Origin of the sequence: Nocardioides sp. Root190, from assembly GCF_001428565.1 — a bacterium.
In the GTDB taxonomy this organism is placed as follows: Bacteria; Actinomycetota; Actinomycetes; order Propionibacteriales; family Nocardioidaceae; genus Nocardioides.
Genome location: NZ_LMIA01000011.1, coordinates 1 through 15,403, shown reverse-complemented (window position 1 = coordinate 15,403; position 15,403 = coordinate 1). Strand labels below are relative to the sequence as shown.

The 15,403-nt window shown below is 70.6% G+C and carries 16 protein-coding genes; 2 read left to right on the top strand and 14 right to left on the bottom strand.

Features of this window, described 5'->3' with window-relative positions; translation table 11 throughout:
- The 4 genes from ASE01_RS17270 to ASE01_RS17255 all read right to left on the bottom strand — a co-directional run bounded on the left by ASE01_RS17270 (position 1) and on the right by ASE01_RS17255 (position 2,843).
- Positions 1–609: a MarC family protein gene (locus tag ASE01_RS17270; RefSeq protein WP_082606207.1), complete on the bottom strand. Its 609-nt coding sequence runs from the start codon at positions 607–609 to the stop codon at positions 1–3.
- Positions 606–1,496 (bottom strand): PHP domain-containing protein, encoded by an 891-nt coding sequence (locus tag ASE01_RS17265; RefSeq protein ID WP_056755059.1) that lies wholly within the window; start codon positions 1,494–1,496, stop codon positions 606–608. The genes ASE01_RS17270 and ASE01_RS17265 overlap by 4 nt, the downstream gene beginning before the upstream one ends.
- Before the next feature lie 84 nt (positions 1,497–1,580).
- Complete coding sequence (locus ASE01_RS17260) at positions 1,581–2,249, bottom strand: DUF6758 family protein (RefSeq protein ID WP_056755055.1); 669 nt, start codon at positions 2,247–2,249, stop codon at positions 1,581–1,583.
- A gap of 33 nt (positions 2,250–2,282) precedes the next feature.
- Positions 2,283–2,843 carry a histidine phosphatase family protein gene (locus ASE01_RS17255; protein WP_056755051.1) on the bottom strand — a complete coding sequence of 187 codons (561 nt, stop codon included), beginning with the start codon at positions 2,841–2,843 and terminating at the stop codon, positions 2,283–2,285.
- A gap of 56 nt (positions 2,844–2,899) precedes the next feature.
- On the opposite strand from ASE01_RS17255, the gene ASE01_RS17250 reads away from it, so the two are divergent.
- Positions 2,900–4,042, top strand: coding sequence for an MFS transporter (locus ASE01_RS17250; protein ID WP_056755048.1), 1,143 nt, complete (start codon positions 2,900–2,902; stop codon positions 4,040–4,042).
- On the opposite strand, the gene ASE01_RS17245 is transcribed toward ASE01_RS17250, so the two are convergent.
- The 7 genes from ASE01_RS17245 to ASE01_RS17215 are packed head-to-tail and all read right to left on the bottom strand — an operon-like array spanning position 4,020 to position 11,735.
- Positions 4,020–4,664, bottom strand: coding sequence for a TetR/AcrR family transcriptional regulator (locus tag ASE01_RS17245; RefSeq protein ID WP_200958892.1), 645 nt, complete (start codon positions 4,662–4,664; stop codon positions 4,020–4,022). The genes ASE01_RS17250 and ASE01_RS17245 overlap by 23 nt on opposite strands.
- 12 nt (positions 4,665–4,676) lie before the next feature.
- Positions 4,677–5,210 carry a hypothetical protein gene (locus ASE01_RS17240; RefSeq protein ID WP_056755045.1) on the bottom strand — a complete coding sequence of 178 codons (534 nt, stop codon included), beginning with the start codon at positions 5,208–5,210 and terminating at the stop codon, positions 4,677–4,679.
- A 7-nt stretch (positions 5,211–5,217) separates the two neighbouring features.
- Positions 5,218–6,786, bottom strand: coding sequence for a choice-of-anchor P family protein (locus ASE01_RS17235; RefSeq protein WP_056755040.1), 1,569 nt, complete (start codon positions 6,784–6,786; stop codon positions 5,218–5,220).
- Entirely contained in the window at positions 6,783–7,490 is a 708-nt protein-coding gene (locus ASE01_RS17230) for an ABC transporter ATP-binding protein (protein ID WP_056755036.1), read from the bottom strand. The genes ASE01_RS17235 and ASE01_RS17230 overlap by 4 nt, the downstream gene beginning before the upstream one ends.
- Positions 7,487–8,275, bottom strand: a complete 789-nt coding sequence (locus tag ASE01_RS17225; RefSeq protein WP_056755032.1) for an ABC transporter ATP-binding protein — start codon at positions 8,273–8,275, stop codon at positions 7,487–7,489. The genes ASE01_RS17230 and ASE01_RS17225 overlap by 4 nt, the downstream gene beginning before the upstream one ends.
- A gap of 3 nt (positions 8,276–8,278) precedes the next feature.
- Positions 8,279–10,237 carry an ABC transporter permease subunit gene (locus ASE01_RS17220; protein ID WP_082606173.1) on the bottom strand — a complete coding sequence of 653 codons (1,959 nt, stop codon included), beginning with the start codon at positions 10,235–10,237 and terminating at the stop codon, positions 8,279–8,281.
- A 7-nt stretch (positions 10,238–10,244) separates the two neighbouring features.
- Positions 10,245–11,735 (bottom strand): ABC transporter substrate-binding protein, encoded by a 1,491-nt coding sequence (locus ASE01_RS17215; RefSeq protein WP_157537467.1) that lies wholly within the window; start codon positions 11,733–11,735, stop codon positions 10,245–10,247.
- Between the two features lie 163 nt (positions 11,736–11,898).
- On the opposite strand from ASE01_RS17215, the gene ASE01_RS17210 reads away from it, so the two are divergent.
- On the top strand, positions 11,899–12,402 hold the full coding sequence (locus ASE01_RS17210) for a DUF6174 domain-containing protein (protein ID WP_056755024.1): 504 nt from the start codon (positions 11,899–11,901) through the stop codon (positions 12,400–12,402).
- An 18-nt stretch (positions 12,403–12,420) separates the two neighbouring features.
- Here ASE01_RS17210 and ASE01_RS17205 read toward each other — a convergent pair whose 3' ends face one another.
- The 3 genes from ASE01_RS17205 to ASE01_RS17195 all read right to left on the bottom strand — a co-directional run.
- Positions 12,421–13,470, bottom strand: coding sequence for a MaoC family dehydratase (locus ASE01_RS17205; protein ID WP_056755021.1), 1,050 nt, complete (start codon positions 13,468–13,470; stop codon positions 12,421–12,423).
- On the bottom strand, positions 13,467–14,525 hold the full coding sequence (locus ASE01_RS17200; protein WP_056755018.1) for a glycosyltransferase family 2 protein: 1,059 nt from the start codon (positions 14,523–14,525) through the stop codon (positions 13,467–13,469). The genes ASE01_RS17205 and ASE01_RS17200 overlap by 4 nt, the downstream gene beginning before the upstream one ends.
- A gap of 226 nt (positions 14,526–14,751) precedes the next feature.
- The coding region (locus ASE01_RS17195; RefSeq protein WP_268789168.1) for an acyl-CoA dehydrogenase family protein at positions 14,752–15,403 on the bottom strand (652 nt) is incomplete at its 5' end.

The window sequence follows — 15,403 nt, the reverse complement described above, 5'->3', positions numbered from 1 at the left end:
TCAGCCCTCGCCTGCGATGAACGCCCGGACGGCGTCGGCGACGAGCTGGACGGCGATGGCCGAGAGCAGCAGACCGGCGATCCGGGTGACGAGGAGGACCCCGCCCTCCCGGATGAGCCGGAGGATCGGCAGCGAGTAGCGCATCGCCAGCCACAGGGCGAGGTGCACGGCAACGATGCCCAGCGCGACTGCGGTGCCGCTGGCCCAGCCGTCGATCTCCTGGACGAACAGCATCGTCGCGACGATCGCACCGGGACCCGCGAGCAGCGGTGTCCCGAGCGGGACCAGCGCGATGTTGGCGTCACCGCTGGCGGTCTGCTCCTTCTCGTTGCCCGTCAAGAGCTCCAGGGCGACGAGCAGGAGCAGCAGACCACCGGCGCACTGGAGAGCGGGCAGCGAGATGTGCAGGTAGTGGAAGATCTGGCGTCCGAACAACGCGAACAGCGTGATCACCAGGAAGGAGACGGCGACGGCCTGCCACGCGGCCCGGCGTGCGGTCTCGCGGCTGCGACCGGCGGTGAGGGACAGGAAGATCGGCACCGTGCCGACCGGGTCCATGATGACGAAGAGGGTCACGAAGACCTCGACGAGCAGGACGTACTCGATCACGACGACGGCCCCTTTCGCCACGAACGTGGCCCGACGAGGGTCGTCGGTGAGTCGAGAGCAGAGGCCAGGTCGAGGAGACGATCGAGCTGGTCGGGCGCGGTGGTCTCGCACCCCAGGTCGTGCCCGGTCTTGCCGGTGCCGTGGTGGTCACTGGCCCCGGTGACGACCAGGTCGAGACGGCCTGCGATCTCGCGGAGCCGGTGGCGCGCCTGCGGGTCGTGGTCGAGGTGGTCGACCTCGATGCCCGCCAGCCCGGCGTCCTGGAGCTCGGCGAAGCCGTCCTCGTCGAGCACGTGGGCCGAGCCGCGCCCCCACGGGTGGGCGATCACGGAGACGCCGCGAGCAGCCCGGACCAGCCGGACCATCTCGACCAGGTCGGCGGCGTACCGGTCGATGAAGGCGGGTCCGCCGTCCGAGAGGTAGTCGGTGAAGGCCTGGTCCCGGTCGGCGACGACGCCGAGGTGGACCAGCAGGTCGGCGATGTGGGGCCGCCCGGTGACCTCGTTGCCCCCCGAGACCTCGGCGAGCGCCGCGTCCGTCGCGGGGATCCCCAGGTCGCGGAGGCGAGCGAGCATCGCGGGGACGCGGTCCTCGCGGCCGGCCACGATGCGTCCGAGCTCGGCCTGCAGTGCGGCGTCGTCGGGATCCGGCAGGTAGGCCAGCAGGTGGACACCGGTCCCCCGGAAGCGGGTGCTGACCTCGATCCCCCGGACCAGCCCGACACCTGTCTCCCGGGCCGCCGCTGCCGCCTCGTCCCAGCCACCGGTGGTGTCGTGGTCGGTCAGGGCGAGGACGTCGAGCCCGGCCGCCGCAGCGGCGCGCACCACGTCGCCGGGCGAGGCGGTGCCGTCGCTGACGCGGGAGTGGGTGTGGAGGTCGATCGTCACCAGTAGAGGCTAGTGCCCCGGATTGTCAGACAACGACCTGACGGCGCGGTGAGCGCCGTCACCCCGGCCGGCACCGATCCCGCCTCACCAGGACGGTGCAGCGCCCCCGAAGGGCAACGCGACCAGCTGCGGCCCGGTGGCGGAGACGTCGCGCAGGATCCAGTCGTCGCGGAGCAGCAGGATCGCCGAGGCGGGTCGCAGGACCAGCCAGAGCCAGCGGCCACCGGCCTCGCCGGCGAGCACCGAGCGATCCCACTCCCCCGGCGAGGCACTCACCGAGACCGGCCACAGACCGACGGGGTGCTGCTCGACCCGGACCCGGACCGGCGGCGGTCCCTCGCCGACCTCGTGCCCGGGATCCAGACGGGGAGTGCCGTCGCCGTCCGCCAGACCGGCCACCCGGGCGCCGAAGCCGGTGCCCGGCTCCTCGCTGATCACGATGACGTCGACCGGACCGTCCAGCTGGCTCGAGCCGGAGACACAGGTCATCGTGGCCCGGGTGCCGCCCTCGGCCTGGGTGACCGCTGCGAAGTCACTCACGCTCCAGCCGGGACCGAGGGGCCACGGAAGATACGTCGGGAACGCCTCCACCCGCTGCAGGTGCTCGGCGAAGCTGTCGTACGACGACACCGTCGGCCGCCAGAGGGGTACGACGACGCCGTGCTCCGGGCACGACCAACGGCCGTCACCGACCTCGGCCACCGGCGCCGGGCAGCGCGGGCACTCCACCCGGGACTGCTGGTCGGAGGTCATGAAAAAAACCCTGCTGCGCGCAGGCGGTCCACGTCAAGCGTTCCAGCGCAGCAGCGCGGGCGTCTCCCGCTCGTGGCCGAGCACGGAGACCGTGGACGTGTCGAGCCGGAACAGCCGCCCCTCGTTCGGCTCGAGGCCGAGCCACCGGGCCGTGAGGACGCGCAGGACGTGACCGTGGGCGAACAGCAGCACCGGCGCGGGCGCCTGACGGATCCGTTCGATCACGCGGTCACAACGGGCCGCGACCTCCTCGGCGCGCTCGCCGCCCGGGGCGCCGTGCGTCCAGAGGGTCCAGCCGGGGATGCTCTCGCGGATCTCCGCAGTGGTCCGCCCCTCGTAGTCGCCGTAGCGCCATTCGATGAGGTCGTCGCACAGCTCCGCGGCCGGGTAGCCCACCAGCTCGGCCGTGTGCCGCGCCCGTCGCAGCGGGCTGGTCAGCACCTCGGCGAAGGACTCCCCGGCGAGGCGGGTGGCGACGTCGCGGGCGCCCTGCTCCCCTGCCGGGAGCAACGGGAGGTCGGTCGTCGACGTGTGCTGCCCGGACACGCTCCACTCGGTGGCACCGTGGCGGACGATGGTCGCGGACTCTGCCATGGCGCAATCCTGCCAGTCGCGGCCCCCGGACGCCTTCGCGGTGGCAGGATCCGCGCATGATCCCGCTCGCCCGACGTCGGGCCGCCGTCGCTGCGGCCTTCGCCACGCAGGGCTTCGTGTTCATCGGCCTCACCACGCGGCTGCCCGAGATCAAGGACCGCTGGGACCTCGGCGAGCTCGGCGTCTCGGGGGTGCTCCTGGCGATCGTGCTGCTCGCCGGCCTCGGTTCGGTGCTCGCCGAGAGGCTCGCTCCCCGCACCTCGAGCGCCCAGCTGCTCCGGGCGGGCCTCGTCCTCGTCGCCCTCGGCAGCGCCCTGATGCTGGCCGCACCCGCCTGGGCCGCCTTCCTCGCCGGAGTCGGCGTGTACGGCGTCGGGCTCGGTGTCGTCGACGCCGCGACCAACATGCAGGCCGTCGCGATCGAGCGGCGCTACGAGCGGCCGATCCTGCCGAGCTTCCACGGCGGCTGGACCTTCGGCGGCCTGGTCGGGGCCGCGACCACCCTGGCCACCGCCGACCTCGACCTCCGCTGGGCGGCGTTCGTCGCCCTCGTACCCCTGGCCATGGCGTGCAGCGCCTTCCTTCCGCGGGAGCAGAGCGTGAGCGCCGACCAGGCCGCCACCTCGCCCGGCCCGGCCGTTCCGTGGCGCCCGATCATGATGGTCGGCCTCGGCATGGTCGTCTTCTACATGGTCGACACCGCCGCACAGACCTGGGGCGCGGTCTACGTCGACGAGGTGCTCGACGCGCCGTCGCGGTGGGTCGCGTTGGCGACGCTGCCCTATCTCGTCGCCAGCCTGGCCGTGCGGCTGGCGGGCGACCACCTCGTCGCGAGGTACGGCGCCGAGCTGGTCCTGCGCACCGGTGCAGTCATCAGCTGCGGCGGCCTCGCCGTGGTCACCTTCGCGCCGACCTGGCCGGTCGCGGTGCTGGGCTTCACGATCGTCGGCGCCGGGATCTCGGTCGTGGCGCCGCTGAGCTTCTCTGCGGCGGCGCGGATCGCGGGCGGTTCGACCGAACGGGTGGACGCCGTGATCGCGCGCTTCAACCAGTTCAACTACGTGGGCGGCCTGCTGGGCGCCGTCCTCACCGGCGTCGTGGGACAGGACCAGCTGAGGTACGGCTTCGTGGTACCGATGCTGCTGGTCCTCGCACTGCTGCCGCTGGCGCGGTGGTTCAGCTCCCCAGGTAGGCCGTGAGCGCGTCGACGAGGCCCTGTCGGGCTTCCTCGACATCGACATAGCCACCGAGGTCGCCCTCGGCGTACAAGCCCCGCATCGCCCCCGGCAACAGGTGCCGCAGGCGCATCAGCTTGCCGGCGTCGACGCCGAGACCGGCGAACGAGCGCTCGCACAGCGCCGCCCAACCCTCGTCCCAGCGGGCGATGGCCCGCGCGGTGCTCGGATAGGCCTCCTCGAGCTGCTCGCGCTGGTGCGGCAGGGCGGAGCGCAGCTGGTAGAAGGCCAGCGCCTCGGGCACCTGGACCGCGGCCCACATCAGGTCGATGACCGCCCGCACCCGCTCCGCGAGGTCGGGTTGTGTCGGTGCCCGCAGAGCGCCGAAGTCCGCCTCGGTGCCGATGTGCTCGAGGACGGCGGCCCACAGGCCGTCGGCATCACCGAACTGGTGCTGGATGGTGCCCCAGGTGGCGCCGGCCCGACGTGCGATCGCGTTGGCGCTGACCGCCTCGGGCCCACCCTCGGCCAGGCAGTGGACCGCCTCGCGCAGCAGGAGACCGCGGGTCTCCAGGCCCTTGCGGTTGAGCCGCGTGCCCTTCGCGCTCAGTGTCGTGGCCGGCAGTCGTTCGGTCCCGAGTCTCACGACAGCACGGTGTCAGCCACGGCCGCCGGGACGGCACACCCGACACACTGTGAGATGCGCGTTGTCCTCACCGACGGCGACGAGGTCGTCGCGGTGCGTGATCAGCGAGCAGTCGCGACGGTGCATCGTCGTCCCGCTGCCGGCCACGACCGGGATCGCGCCGAGGTCGGCACCGCGGGCGTCGGTGGTCGCCGCTCCGGCGGTCACCTCCGCGAGCAGCAGCAGCGTGTCGGCGAGGCGCTTGGAGGACTCACGCTCGTCGGCAGCGATCCGGGCGAGCCAGGCACCGAAGTAGAGGAAGCCGCCCATGAAGGTCAGCCCGAGGCCGAGCAGGCCGCCGGAGACGAGGTAGGACAGCTGGTCGTACTGGTACGGGGTGTTGGCGGCGCCGTACCACCCCAGCACGATCACGACCAGGCCCAGCGGGAGCAGGATCGCTCCCGCCCAGAAGAGGATCAGCTGGAGCAGGGCGGCGTGGTCGTTCTTCAGCGGAGCGATGCCGGAGCGCGAGGACTCCCCGGCCCGGGGCAGAGCAGTACTGGTCATCTCGGGATCACGCCTTTCGGAGGTCGGGAAGGCCACTGTCGAGGCCGTGGGCGCAGGGAGCGCCGCCACCGAGGGCAGCGGCTCCGATGCGTCGGAACGCGCTGCCGGCGACGGCCGCCGCGGCGAAGGCGGCGATCAACAGGAAACCGGGGATGGAGAACAGGTTGGGCAGTCCGGCACTGGCCGGCGCAGCGTCGACCAGATCAGTCACGGGGACCCCGCCACCGGCAGGGGCCGCACCGGAAGGAGCCGGGGCTCCGGCCACCGGCGGGACGCCGACGGAACCTGCTGCCGGCGCCTGCGGGGCCGCCGCGGCGGCCGGCGGCTGCTCGGCCACCGGGGCGGGCGCGACGACATCGATCGGCGGCACGGTGTCGACGCTCGCCTGCGCCGCCCCCAGGGTGATGACCACCCTCGGCGCGAGCGTCGACAGTCCGGCGACCACGCCCTTGAGCGGTCCGGCCTGGGCCGGGATGAGCTCGGCGAGCGCGCCGGCCGGGAGTGCCTTCAGGAGTGGGGCGAGGATCTTGGTGTCGATGGTGATCTCCAGTCCCGCCGACACGGACTTCGCGAGATCGCCCTCGACCGTACGGCCCTGCTTCGGGACGGTGATCGTGAGGCCGAGCTGCTTCAGCGCTGCGGCAGGCAGGTCCTTCAGCAACGGGATCGGCGAGGTGGTGCCGGCGGCCTCGATGCCGTCGGGACCGATGGCGAACTGCTGGCCGAGGATCGACATCTTCCCGTAGGTCGCCTTGCCGGTGCTCGTCGCCTTGGCGCCGTCGGAGGTGACCCGGGCACTCGTCTCCACCCCACCGAGCGTGACCAGACCGCCGAGGAGGCGGACCTCGCCCAGCGTGGACCGCGAGGACGCGACGATGGGACCGTCGACGGCCGTCATGCGGCTCACCGACACGTAGCCGTCGACGTCGACCAGGACACCCAGGGGGTTGGCCGGCGCGGCGGTCTTCGCGACACCGGGGAGCCCGCCACCGAGCAGGTTCTTGAGCTGGTCGGTGAGCTGCGAGAGCGGGTTGCTCGCTCCCCCACCGGCGCCCTCACCGTCGGGACCGACCAGCTGGCCGTCGGGTGAGAAGCCGGTCTCCGCGATCGCCGTCCTGTCGCCGGAGGTGGTGCGCGAGATGGAGCCGGGGATCTTCGTGTCGGCGCCGGTGGTCTGGTCGCCGGGGAACTGCGAGTTGGCCTGGACCGGGTAGCCGTTCGCGGTGAGCGGCGTCGAGGGCAGTCCGAGCTGCTCGGCGAAAGTCTTGAGCCCCTCGCCGACCGGGTCGCCCGGCCAGAACAGGCTGGAGCGACCCGTGGACATGCCGGAGTCGGCCTTGACCTTGCTGTAGCCCAGCAGGAACTCCAGCTGGGCGATCCCTGCGTCGACCGGGATCGGCAGGGCCGGCTCGAAGATCTCGATCCGGATCGGGCTCGACCAGGCAGAGGTCGTGAAGCCGCCGTACGACGGGTCCCCCTCGGCGTGGGCGGTCCCGACGCTCCCGGCGGCGATCGGCATCATCGAGGCCAGGACACCTCCGGTCAGCAGGAGTCGGGTACGTCGGTTCCGGTTCATGCGGCACCCCCCAGGATGACGTCGGCCATGGTGTCGAGGATCTCGCCGGGTTCTCCGGTGGCGACGATCCTTCCGCCGCTCATCACGGCGGCGTAGTCGGAGACCCGGAGCGCAGTCCGGGCGAACTGCTCGATGCAGAGGATCGAGACGCCGGACTCGGCGATGCGGGCCACGGTGTCGTAGAGCTCGTCGACGATCAGCGGCGCGAGGCCCATCGACAGCTCGTCGAGCAGGAGGAGCGCCGGGTCCGAGGTGAGCGCCCGCGACATGGCGAGCATCTGCTGCTCACCGCCGGACATCGTCCCCGCGAGCTGGTTGCGCCGCTCGTGCAGGCGCGGGAAGTAGTTGTACGCCGTCTCGAGGATCGCGCCCTTGGGGACACCGGCGTAGGACATCAGCACGAGGTTCTCCTCGACCGTGAGGTTGGGGAAGACCGAGCGCCCCTCGGGCACGGTGCACAGCCCGACCCGGGCCAGGTCCTCCGAGCGGGCGCCGCGCACGTGCACCCCCGCGAGGTGGATGTCACCGGAGGTCGCTTCCTTCTGACCGCTGATCACCTTGACCAGGGTCGACTTCCCGGCGCCGTTGGGGCCGAGCAGGGCCATCACGGCGCCCTTGGGCACGGCGAGGTCGACCCCGCGCAGCACCTCGATCCGCCCGTAGGCGGCGTGCAGGTCGACGACCTCGAGGATGGGGATGCTCATGGCGTGACCACCTCCATCTCGCTCGTGTGGCCGGCAGCGGGGTCGTCCTCGGAGTAGCCGAGGTAGGCGCGCTGGACGTTGCGGTCGGTGCGGATGTCGGCAGGCGTGCCCGACGCGATGATCTCGCCGAAGTCGAGGACGTGGATCTCGTCGCAGACGGTCATCACCAGGTCCATGTCGTGCTCGACCATGAGGATCGCGCAGCCCTCGTCGGCGAGCTCCTTGAGCAGGTCGCCGAAGGCGTCGGTCTCGGTCTCGTCCAGGCCGGAGGACGGCTCGTCGAGCAGCAGCAGCTGCGGCTCGCAGGCCAGCGCCCGCGCGAGCTCGAGCAGTCGGGCCGCTCCGGTCGGGATCGAGTCCGCACGCTCCTCGGCGTAGTCGGCGATGCCGACTCGCTCCAGGAGGATGTCGACGCCGAGCAGGGACCCACCGGGTCGGAGCCAGGCCAGCGGGCCACCGTGGATCTCCTGGGCGACGCGGACGTTGTCCCGGACCGACAGGGAGCCGAACGCCTCGAGTCGCTGGAAGGTGCGGCCGATGCCGTGCTTGGCGCGCCGGTTGACGGCCCAGCGGGTGACGTCACGGTCGCGGTAGCGCACCCGGCCGGAGGTGGGCTTCTGCAGTCCGGTGATGACGTTGAAGCAGGTCGTCTTGCCGGCCCCGTTGGGGCCGATCAGTCCGGTGATCCGACCGCGCTCGGCCGTGAAGGCGGCGTGGTTGACCGCGGTGACGCCGCCGAAGCGGACGATCACGTCGTCGACCTCGAGGAGGGTGGTGGACGCCATGGCTCAGGACACTCCCTTCGGCTCTTCGATCGCTGCTTCCACGGGGACGTCGACGGACCGGGCCGGCTGCGGACGGTTCGCCTTCAACAGGCCGTCGAGCCGCTCGCGGAACTGTTCCTCCCAGCGGGGAAGGACACGGTTCGTGCTCCAGCGGCCGAGCTTGAACAGGTGGTTCGCGGTGCCGTTCGGGTCCCGCGCCAGCAGCACCGCCCCGAATCCCAGGATGGCGAAGAGCACTGCCGTCAGCTCCGGGGAGGAGGACCGCAGCAGCATCAGGGCCGTGCCGCCCAGCAGCGACCCGGTCACCGATGTGACGCCGAAGACGACGGCCGCGAGCAGCACGAGGAGCGACTGGAAGTACAGGAAGTCCGCAGCGCCCACGGTCCCCCGCAGTCCGGAGAACAGCGCGCCCGCGACGCCGGCCATGCCGGCCGAGAGCGAGAACAGTCCGACCCGGAACCAGCGCAGGTCCAGGCCCAGCGTGCCGCAGCCCGACGGACTGTCGCGGGTGGCGATGAGGATCCGGCCGAGAGCCCCGCGTCGGAGCCACAACAGGAAGAGCCCCATCAGCACGAAGGCCAGGACCATGAACCACACGTACGCCGTGTCGCTGGCGATCTGGATGCCGAAGACGGAGAGCCGCTCGGTCGCGAGGGTGCCGTTGAACTTGAAGGCGAAGTCGGCCTGGAAGATCACCTTGTCCATCAGCACCGCGAACGCCAGGGTCGACAGCGCGAGGTAGAGCCCCGTCAGTCGCAGCACGGGCAGCGCCACGAGCGCGCCGACAGCGGCCGCGATCAGCGCCGCGAGCACCAGTCCCAGGAGGTTGGGCTCGTCGAGCTTGGCGTAGGCGAGCGCCCCGACGCCGGCGAAGGTGAACTGGGCCAGCGAGACGTGGCCGCCGTACCCGGTCAGCAGCACGAGCGAGAGCATCACCATCGCGTACGTCGCCGCGACGCCGATCAGCAGCACGTCGGCCCGCGACACGATCCCGATCAGGACGAAGGCGAACGCGAGCAGGACACCACCCGAGGCGAGGCTCTTGCGGACCGTCGGGACGGGCGCGGCGATGATGCCCTTGACCTGGCCGATGCGCAGCTGGGTCTGCGGCATCGCGACCACCACGACGAACAGGAACAGTGCGGGGATGACCGGCCGGATCGTGGACCAGAAGCCGTCCGTGGGCAGGTAGGCGACCGCCAGGGACTCCAGGATGCCCAGGCCCATCGCGCCGGCGAAGGTCAGCGGCAGGCTCTTGAGCCGACCGAGCATCGCCGCCGCGTAGGCGTTGATGACCAGGAGCGTCAGCGCGTAGTAGTCCAGCCCGACCACCGGCGTGAGCAGGATCCCGGCGAGGGCGGCCAGCGACATGCCGATCGCCCACGCGAGGGCGGCGGCGGTGTCCGGCTTGCCTCCGAAGAACTTGAGCAGCTCGGGGTTGTCCACCGAGGCCCGCATCGCCGTGCCGACCCTGGTGCGGTTCAGCAGGAGGTAGAGCCCCACCGCCACCACGATCGAGCAGATGATCGTGATCAGCTGGTGGGCGGTGATGTAGGTGTCCCCCACCTGCCAGCCGGTCTCCGCGTGGAAGGGCAGCAGCACCCGCGGCTCGGGCGGCCAGATGTACTGCGCGAGGCCGATCAGGCCGACCAGCAGTCCGACGGTGACGACCAGTGCGACCGACACCGGGCCCTCGCCGAGGCCGCGGGTGACGAACCGCTGGATGCCCCAGCCGATCGCCGGAGCGACCACCCCGAGCACCAGGAACAGCGACAGCAGGGTCGGCAGCCCCTGGCGCTGGCTGAAGTCCCAGAAGGTGAAGGCCAGCACCATGCCGAACGCGCCGTGGGCGATGTTGAAGACCCGCGTCGTGGCGTAGGTCAGCACCAGACCGCTGGCCATGATCGCGTAGGCGGCCCCGGTGAACAGCCCCAGCAGGGTGAAGGCGAACAGGGAACTCATCGGTGGGTCAGCCGCCGATGCCGGAGTTCACGGTGCGACCGCACAGGTAGGTGCCGGAGGAGACCTGCTGCCACTTGCCGCCCTTGTACTGGGCGATCTTGGCGCAGGGCGGGGTGTTGGCAGTGCCCAGGTTCATCGGGGTGTGCGCACCGTTCCCGGTCCAGCTGGTCGTCGCACGCACGGCCTGGACGAGCGAACCGCGGTCGAGCTTGCCTCCGAGAGCGATGGCCTTCTCCACGAACAGACGGGCTGCCGACCAGGCGTACAGGCCGTAGTAGTTCGGGATGGCGCCGGGCTTCACCTGCTGCAGGTAGGAGAGGTACAGCTGGATCTCGGCGTTCTTCTTGTTCTCGAAGAGGTCGTTGGCCGCCCAGATGTAGGTGCCCTCGGCGACGCTCCCGGCCTGCTGGATGTAGCGCTGGTCGTAGATCGTCGGGTCCTGGAAGTACGCGTCCGGCTTGAAGCCCTGCTGCTGCATGGCCTGCTGGAGCTTGACCGAGTTCTGGTACGGACCGACGTAGGTGACGATCTTGACGCCCTTCGACTTCATCTGCTGGACGTACGGCGCGAAGTTGAACTCCGCGACGTCGATGCCCTGCAGGTAGGTCACCTTCCAGCCGGCGCCCTTCTCGTAGCCCGCCGCCTGGCTCTTGGTGTTGACGGGCGCGGCACCTGCGTTGACGTACAGGAAGGCGGCGTTCTTGACGGCGTTGGGGAACTTCTGGGCGAAGTACTTCGACACCGCGTCAGGGATCAGGTTGGTCCGGATCGAGTACGCCGCGAAGCAGCTCTTGCAGTCCTGGCGCTCGGGGCTGGTGATGACCGAGCGGAGGTCGGGCAGGCCACAGCTGTTGGCGGTGGCCGCACCACCGCTGTCGAAGGCCGACATGGATCCGACGGCGGCGAAGGCCTGGTCGCACGCCTTGACGTAGGCCTGCTGGTCGGAACCGGCGTCGGCGCGGCTGTCGAGGTTGATCAGCTCGAGCTTGCGGCCACAGATCGAGCCCTGCGAGTTGAAGTAGTTGATGTAGGCACGCGTCGCCTGCTGCGCGGACTCGAAGATGCCCGGAACCGGCCCGGAGATGTCAGAGATGTTGGCGATCGTGATCGTCTTGTCGGTGACACCCTTCTGGTTCTTGAACCCGGCGCAGGAGCCCGGCTTCACGCCACCCGTGGCCGATCCACCACCGGAGCCCCCGCCAGAGCCACCCGAACCACCGGAGCCACCCGAACCACCAGAGCCGGTGCCACCCGTCCCGCCGCCGGCGGCAGCGCCGTCGGAGCCGGGGTCGGCCGCACCGGGGTCCACGGCGCCGCCGTCGACCGCACCGCCGTCGACGGCCGAGCCGCCTCCGTCACCGGACGCCGGGTTGCCGCCACCACCATTGGTGTCGTTGACCTTGGCCACCGTGTCCGGATCGAGCTGGGAGCCGCAGGCGGCCAGGAGAATCACCATCACCGCTGCGACGAGCAGCCGGGCACATCGAACGACAGACACACTTCGTCCCTTCAGGGAGCACTCCGGGAATCAGGTCTCGATGAGACCTCTATCACAACGTAACGGTCGACTGTGATCCAAGTCATGGCCTCGTCCCAAAAAGTGGAACAAGTTTCAGTTTTCGTGCTCGGAACCAATCCGCTGCCGCCGACGTCGATGGATCATGAGGCTCGTGCACACCCCGTCGTTCCTGCCCGTCGCTGCCGTCCTGACGACCGCGCTGCTCGTGTCCGGCTGCAGTCGCGAGGACGACGGCGAGGCGCGCGACACCACCCCCTCCGCGAGCCCGCCGACGAGCCAGGCGCCCTCCGACGGGGCCGGGACCGCCGCAAGGTCCTACCCGGTGTTCGCGCCGCAGAACTACACCTACCGGCTCGAGGTGCTCTGCTTCTGCCCGCTCGTCGGGCCGCTCGCGATCACCGTCGCCGACGGCGTCGTCACCACCGCGACGAGCATCGGGGGCGAGACCAGGGGCGAGGAGGCGCCGGAGTACGCCCGTCTCACGATCAACGACGTGATCGCGCGTGCCAACGACGCTCGCGTCGCCGCGGTCGAGGTCGTGTGGCCCGCCGGCCAGGACCACCCCGACCGCGTCGTGATCGACCAGATCGAGATGGCGACCGACGACGAGGTGACCTACACGATCAGGGACGTGCAGGTGAGGTGACGCCGCCGGGTCAGCCGGTCAGCGCGGGACGAGCGCCCAGTAGTCCAGGTCGAGCAGGACGCCCGGGGCGTACTTGCCGTCCTCGCCGCGCAGGGTCATCGACTCGTCGCGCCCCTTGGTCGCAACCAGCCGCAGCCGGAGCGCACCGACGCCGGGGGCGGAGGTCTCCGCACGGTCCAGCACCTCGGACCACGCATAGATCGTGTCGCCGGCGAAGGCCGGCGCCGTGTGGGCGCCGGCATTGATGGCCGCGACCAGCTGGGCGTTGGCGAGCCCGTTGAAGGACAACGCGCGGGCCAGGGAGATCACGTGGCCGCCGTACACGAGCCGGTTGCCGTCGGGGCGGGCCTCGACGTTGAAGTGGACCTTGGCGGTGTTCTGCCACAGCCGGGTCGCCTGCTGGTGCTCGGACTCGGTGAGCGTCACGCCGTCGACGTGGTCGATCCGCTCACCGACCGCGTAGTCCTCGAAGCGGTGGGTCTCCCCCGCCGCGGCGAAGTCGTAGCCGGAGAAGTCCAGGCCGGACGGGAGCACCAGGTCCGCGGGAGCGACGACCGACGCGAGCTCCGGCACGACGGGGTCGGGCGCGGGTGCGTCGACGTCGCGCTTGTGGACCATGACCCAGCGGGCCCACTCCAGCGCCACCTCGCCGCGCTGGTTGGTCGCGGTCGAGCGGACGTAGACCACGCCGCTCCTGCCGTTGGAGTTCTGCTTGAGGCCGATCACCTCGGACGTGGTGGCGAGGGTGTCGCCCGGCACGACCGGCTGGTGGAAGCGGCACTCGGCGTAGCCGAGGTTGGCGATCGCGTTGAGCGAGACGTCCGGGACGGTCTTGCCGAAGGCGATGTGGAAGGCGATCAGGTCCTCGACCGGGTGGGCTGCCAGGCCCACGGACGCAGCGAACGCGGCGGAGGAGGGGATGGCGAACCGGGTCGGGTAGATCGAGCCGTAGACCGCACGGTCACCCTCGGTGACGGTGCGGGGCGTCGCGTGGACGATGCGCTGCCCGATCGAGAAGTCCTCGAAGAAGTTGCCGGCGTTGGTCTTCGTGGCAGGTGTCGTGGTCACGAGCGACCATTCTTCCGCCACCACGACTTCTTGCCGTCACCGGCTCCGAGTCGTGAGAGCGCCTCCTGCGCCGGGCCCACAGGACCGCAGACCCGGAAGGCCTCCTTGGGCTCACCCGCGAGCGCGGCCAGCAGGCCTGCGAGCTGCTCGCGCGCGTCCGCATCGAGCGGCTGAGGAGTGTGCGTGCCGAGCGTCGGGTCCGCCTCCACGAGCAGTCCCAGCTCGCGCAGCGTGTCGAAGTCGTCCTCGGTCGTCTGCTCGAAGATCCGCATGAGGTACTGCTCGCGCAGCTCAGGGGTCAGCGGCTTGCCGATGAGCGCCTGGATGGCCTGCTTGGTGCGCTCGCGGACCGGCCGGAGGCTGATCTCGGGTCCCGCAGCGAGCATCGCGCTCCACTTCCGCACGAAGTCCTCACCGGAGTACGACTCGTAGTGCAGCACCTGGAGACCGGCCGCCGCGAAGTGCGGCACCTCCTCGCGCTTCTCGTCGACCGTGCGGTGGATGGTGAGCCAGCGATCGAGGCCGGGCCGTACGGCCGTCTTGCCCTCGACGTGTCCGTGGAAGAGGTGGCCGTTGGCGGGCTTGTCGATCACGCCCAGGACCTCGAGGAGCTTGAGGTCCGGCTCGTCGAGCAGCCGCTTGAACCAGGTCGGGTCGGCATCCCACTGCTTGCGGCTGACGGCTTCCAGCGGCGCGAGCCGGACGGCGTCGTACTCCGCGGGGACGGCGTCGATGACACTGCGGTCGATCTGGCAGATCTCGTCGGCGTCGACGTGGAAGAGCCAGTCCACGCCCGGTACGACGCTCAGCAGCGCCTTGGCGATGTTGGCGTTGAGCCGCTGCCGGTTGTTCAGGTCGGCCGGCCGCTTGCCCCACCACGTCTCGTCAGCGACGACGTGGGTGACGTGCTCCTGGCTCGCGAGCCAGGCCTCGACCTCGGCGTCCGGCCCGTCGAGGAAGACGACCATGTGGTCGACTCCTCCGGCGAGATTGCCGCGGACGAAGCGCTGGACGTTGGCGAGCGTGTCCTTGACGGTGCTGACGGTCGCGATCACGCGAGCGACCCTAGGCCATCCACCCTCGGCGTCGGTCGATGCCGCCGGCACCGTTGATCGAGGAGGCCGCCCGCGGGCGAGCACCGGCACCGGGTCACCAGGTCTCGAGACGGTCGCTGCGCGACCTCCTCGACCAGCGGAGGTCGAGGAGGCCGCCCGCGGCCGTCTCGAGACCCCTGGCCACGATGCACCCACCTGCCCGCTGGAGGTCCAGCGGGCCCTCAGGTCACTTGAGCTTGTAGTCCTTGAGGAGGGAGCGGCCGATGATCATCTTCTGGATGTCGGAGGTGCCCTCACCGATGAGCATGAACTTGACCTCGCGCATGAGGCGCTCGATCTCGTACTCCTTGGAGTAGCCGTAGCCACCGTGGATGCGGAAGGAGTCCTCCACGACCTCGTTGGCCAGCTCGGCAGCGACCATCTTGGCCATCCCGGCCTCGACGTCCATCCGCTTGCCGGTGTCCTTCAACCGTGCCGCGCGCACCATCATCGTGTGCGCGGTCTCGACCTTGGTCGCCATGTCAGCGATACGGAACAACACCGCCTGGTGCTCGGCGATGATCTTGCCGAACGTCTTGCGCTGCTGGGCATAGGCCACACCCAGCTCGAAACCACGCCACGCCAGACCACACGCACGGGCCGCGACGTTCACCCGGCCGACCTCGACACCGTCCATCATCTGGAAGAAGCCCTTGCCCGGCACCCCACCCAGGATCTGGTCGGCACCGATGAGGTGGYCCTCGAGGATGAGCTCGGTCGTCTCGACGCCCTTGTAGCCCATCTTGTCGATCTTGCCGGGCACCGTGACGCCCTGGGCGGTCTCGCCGAACCCGGGCTCCTTCTCGACCAGGAACGTCGTCATGTTCTTGTACACGCTC

Bases quoted from the DNA above. Each gene is read 5' to 3' on its own strand.
- ASE01_RS17230 (WP_056755036.1), bottom strand. From the start codon at position 7,490: ATGAGCATCCCCATCCTCGAGGTCGTCGACCTGCACGCCGCCTACGGG.
- ASE01_RS17255 (WP_056755051.1), bottom strand. From the start codon at position 2,843: ATGGCAGAGTCCGCGACCATCGTCCGCCACGGTGCCACCGAGTGGAGC.
- ASE01_RS17240 (WP_056755045.1), bottom strand. From the start codon at position 5,210: ATGACCAGTACTGCTCTGCCCCGGGCCGGGGAGTCCTCGCGCTCCGGC.
- ASE01_RS17250 (WP_056755048.1), top strand. From the start codon at position 2,900: ATGATCCCGCTCGCCCGACGTCGGGCCGCCGTCGCTGCGGCCTTCGCC.
- ASE01_RS17260 (WP_056755055.1), bottom strand. From the start codon at position 2,249: ATGACCTCCGACCAGCAGTCCCGGGTGGAGTGCCCGCGCTGCCCGGCG.
- ASE01_RS17210 (WP_056755024.1), top strand. From the start codon at position 11,899: ATGAGGCTCGTGCACACCCCGTCGTTCCTGCCCGTCGCTGCCGTCCTG.
- ASE01_RS17220 (WP_082606173.1), bottom strand. From the start codon at position 10,237: ATGAGTTCCCTGTTCGCCTTCACCCTGCTGGGGCTGTTCACCGGGGCC.
- ASE01_RS17225 (WP_056755032.1), bottom strand. From the start codon at position 8,275: ATGGCGTCCACCACCCTCCTCGAGGTCGACGACGTGATCGTCCGCTTC.
- ASE01_RS17235 (WP_056755040.1), bottom strand. From the start codon at position 6,786: ATGAACCGGAACCGACGTACCCGACTCCTGCTGACCGGAGGTGTCCTG.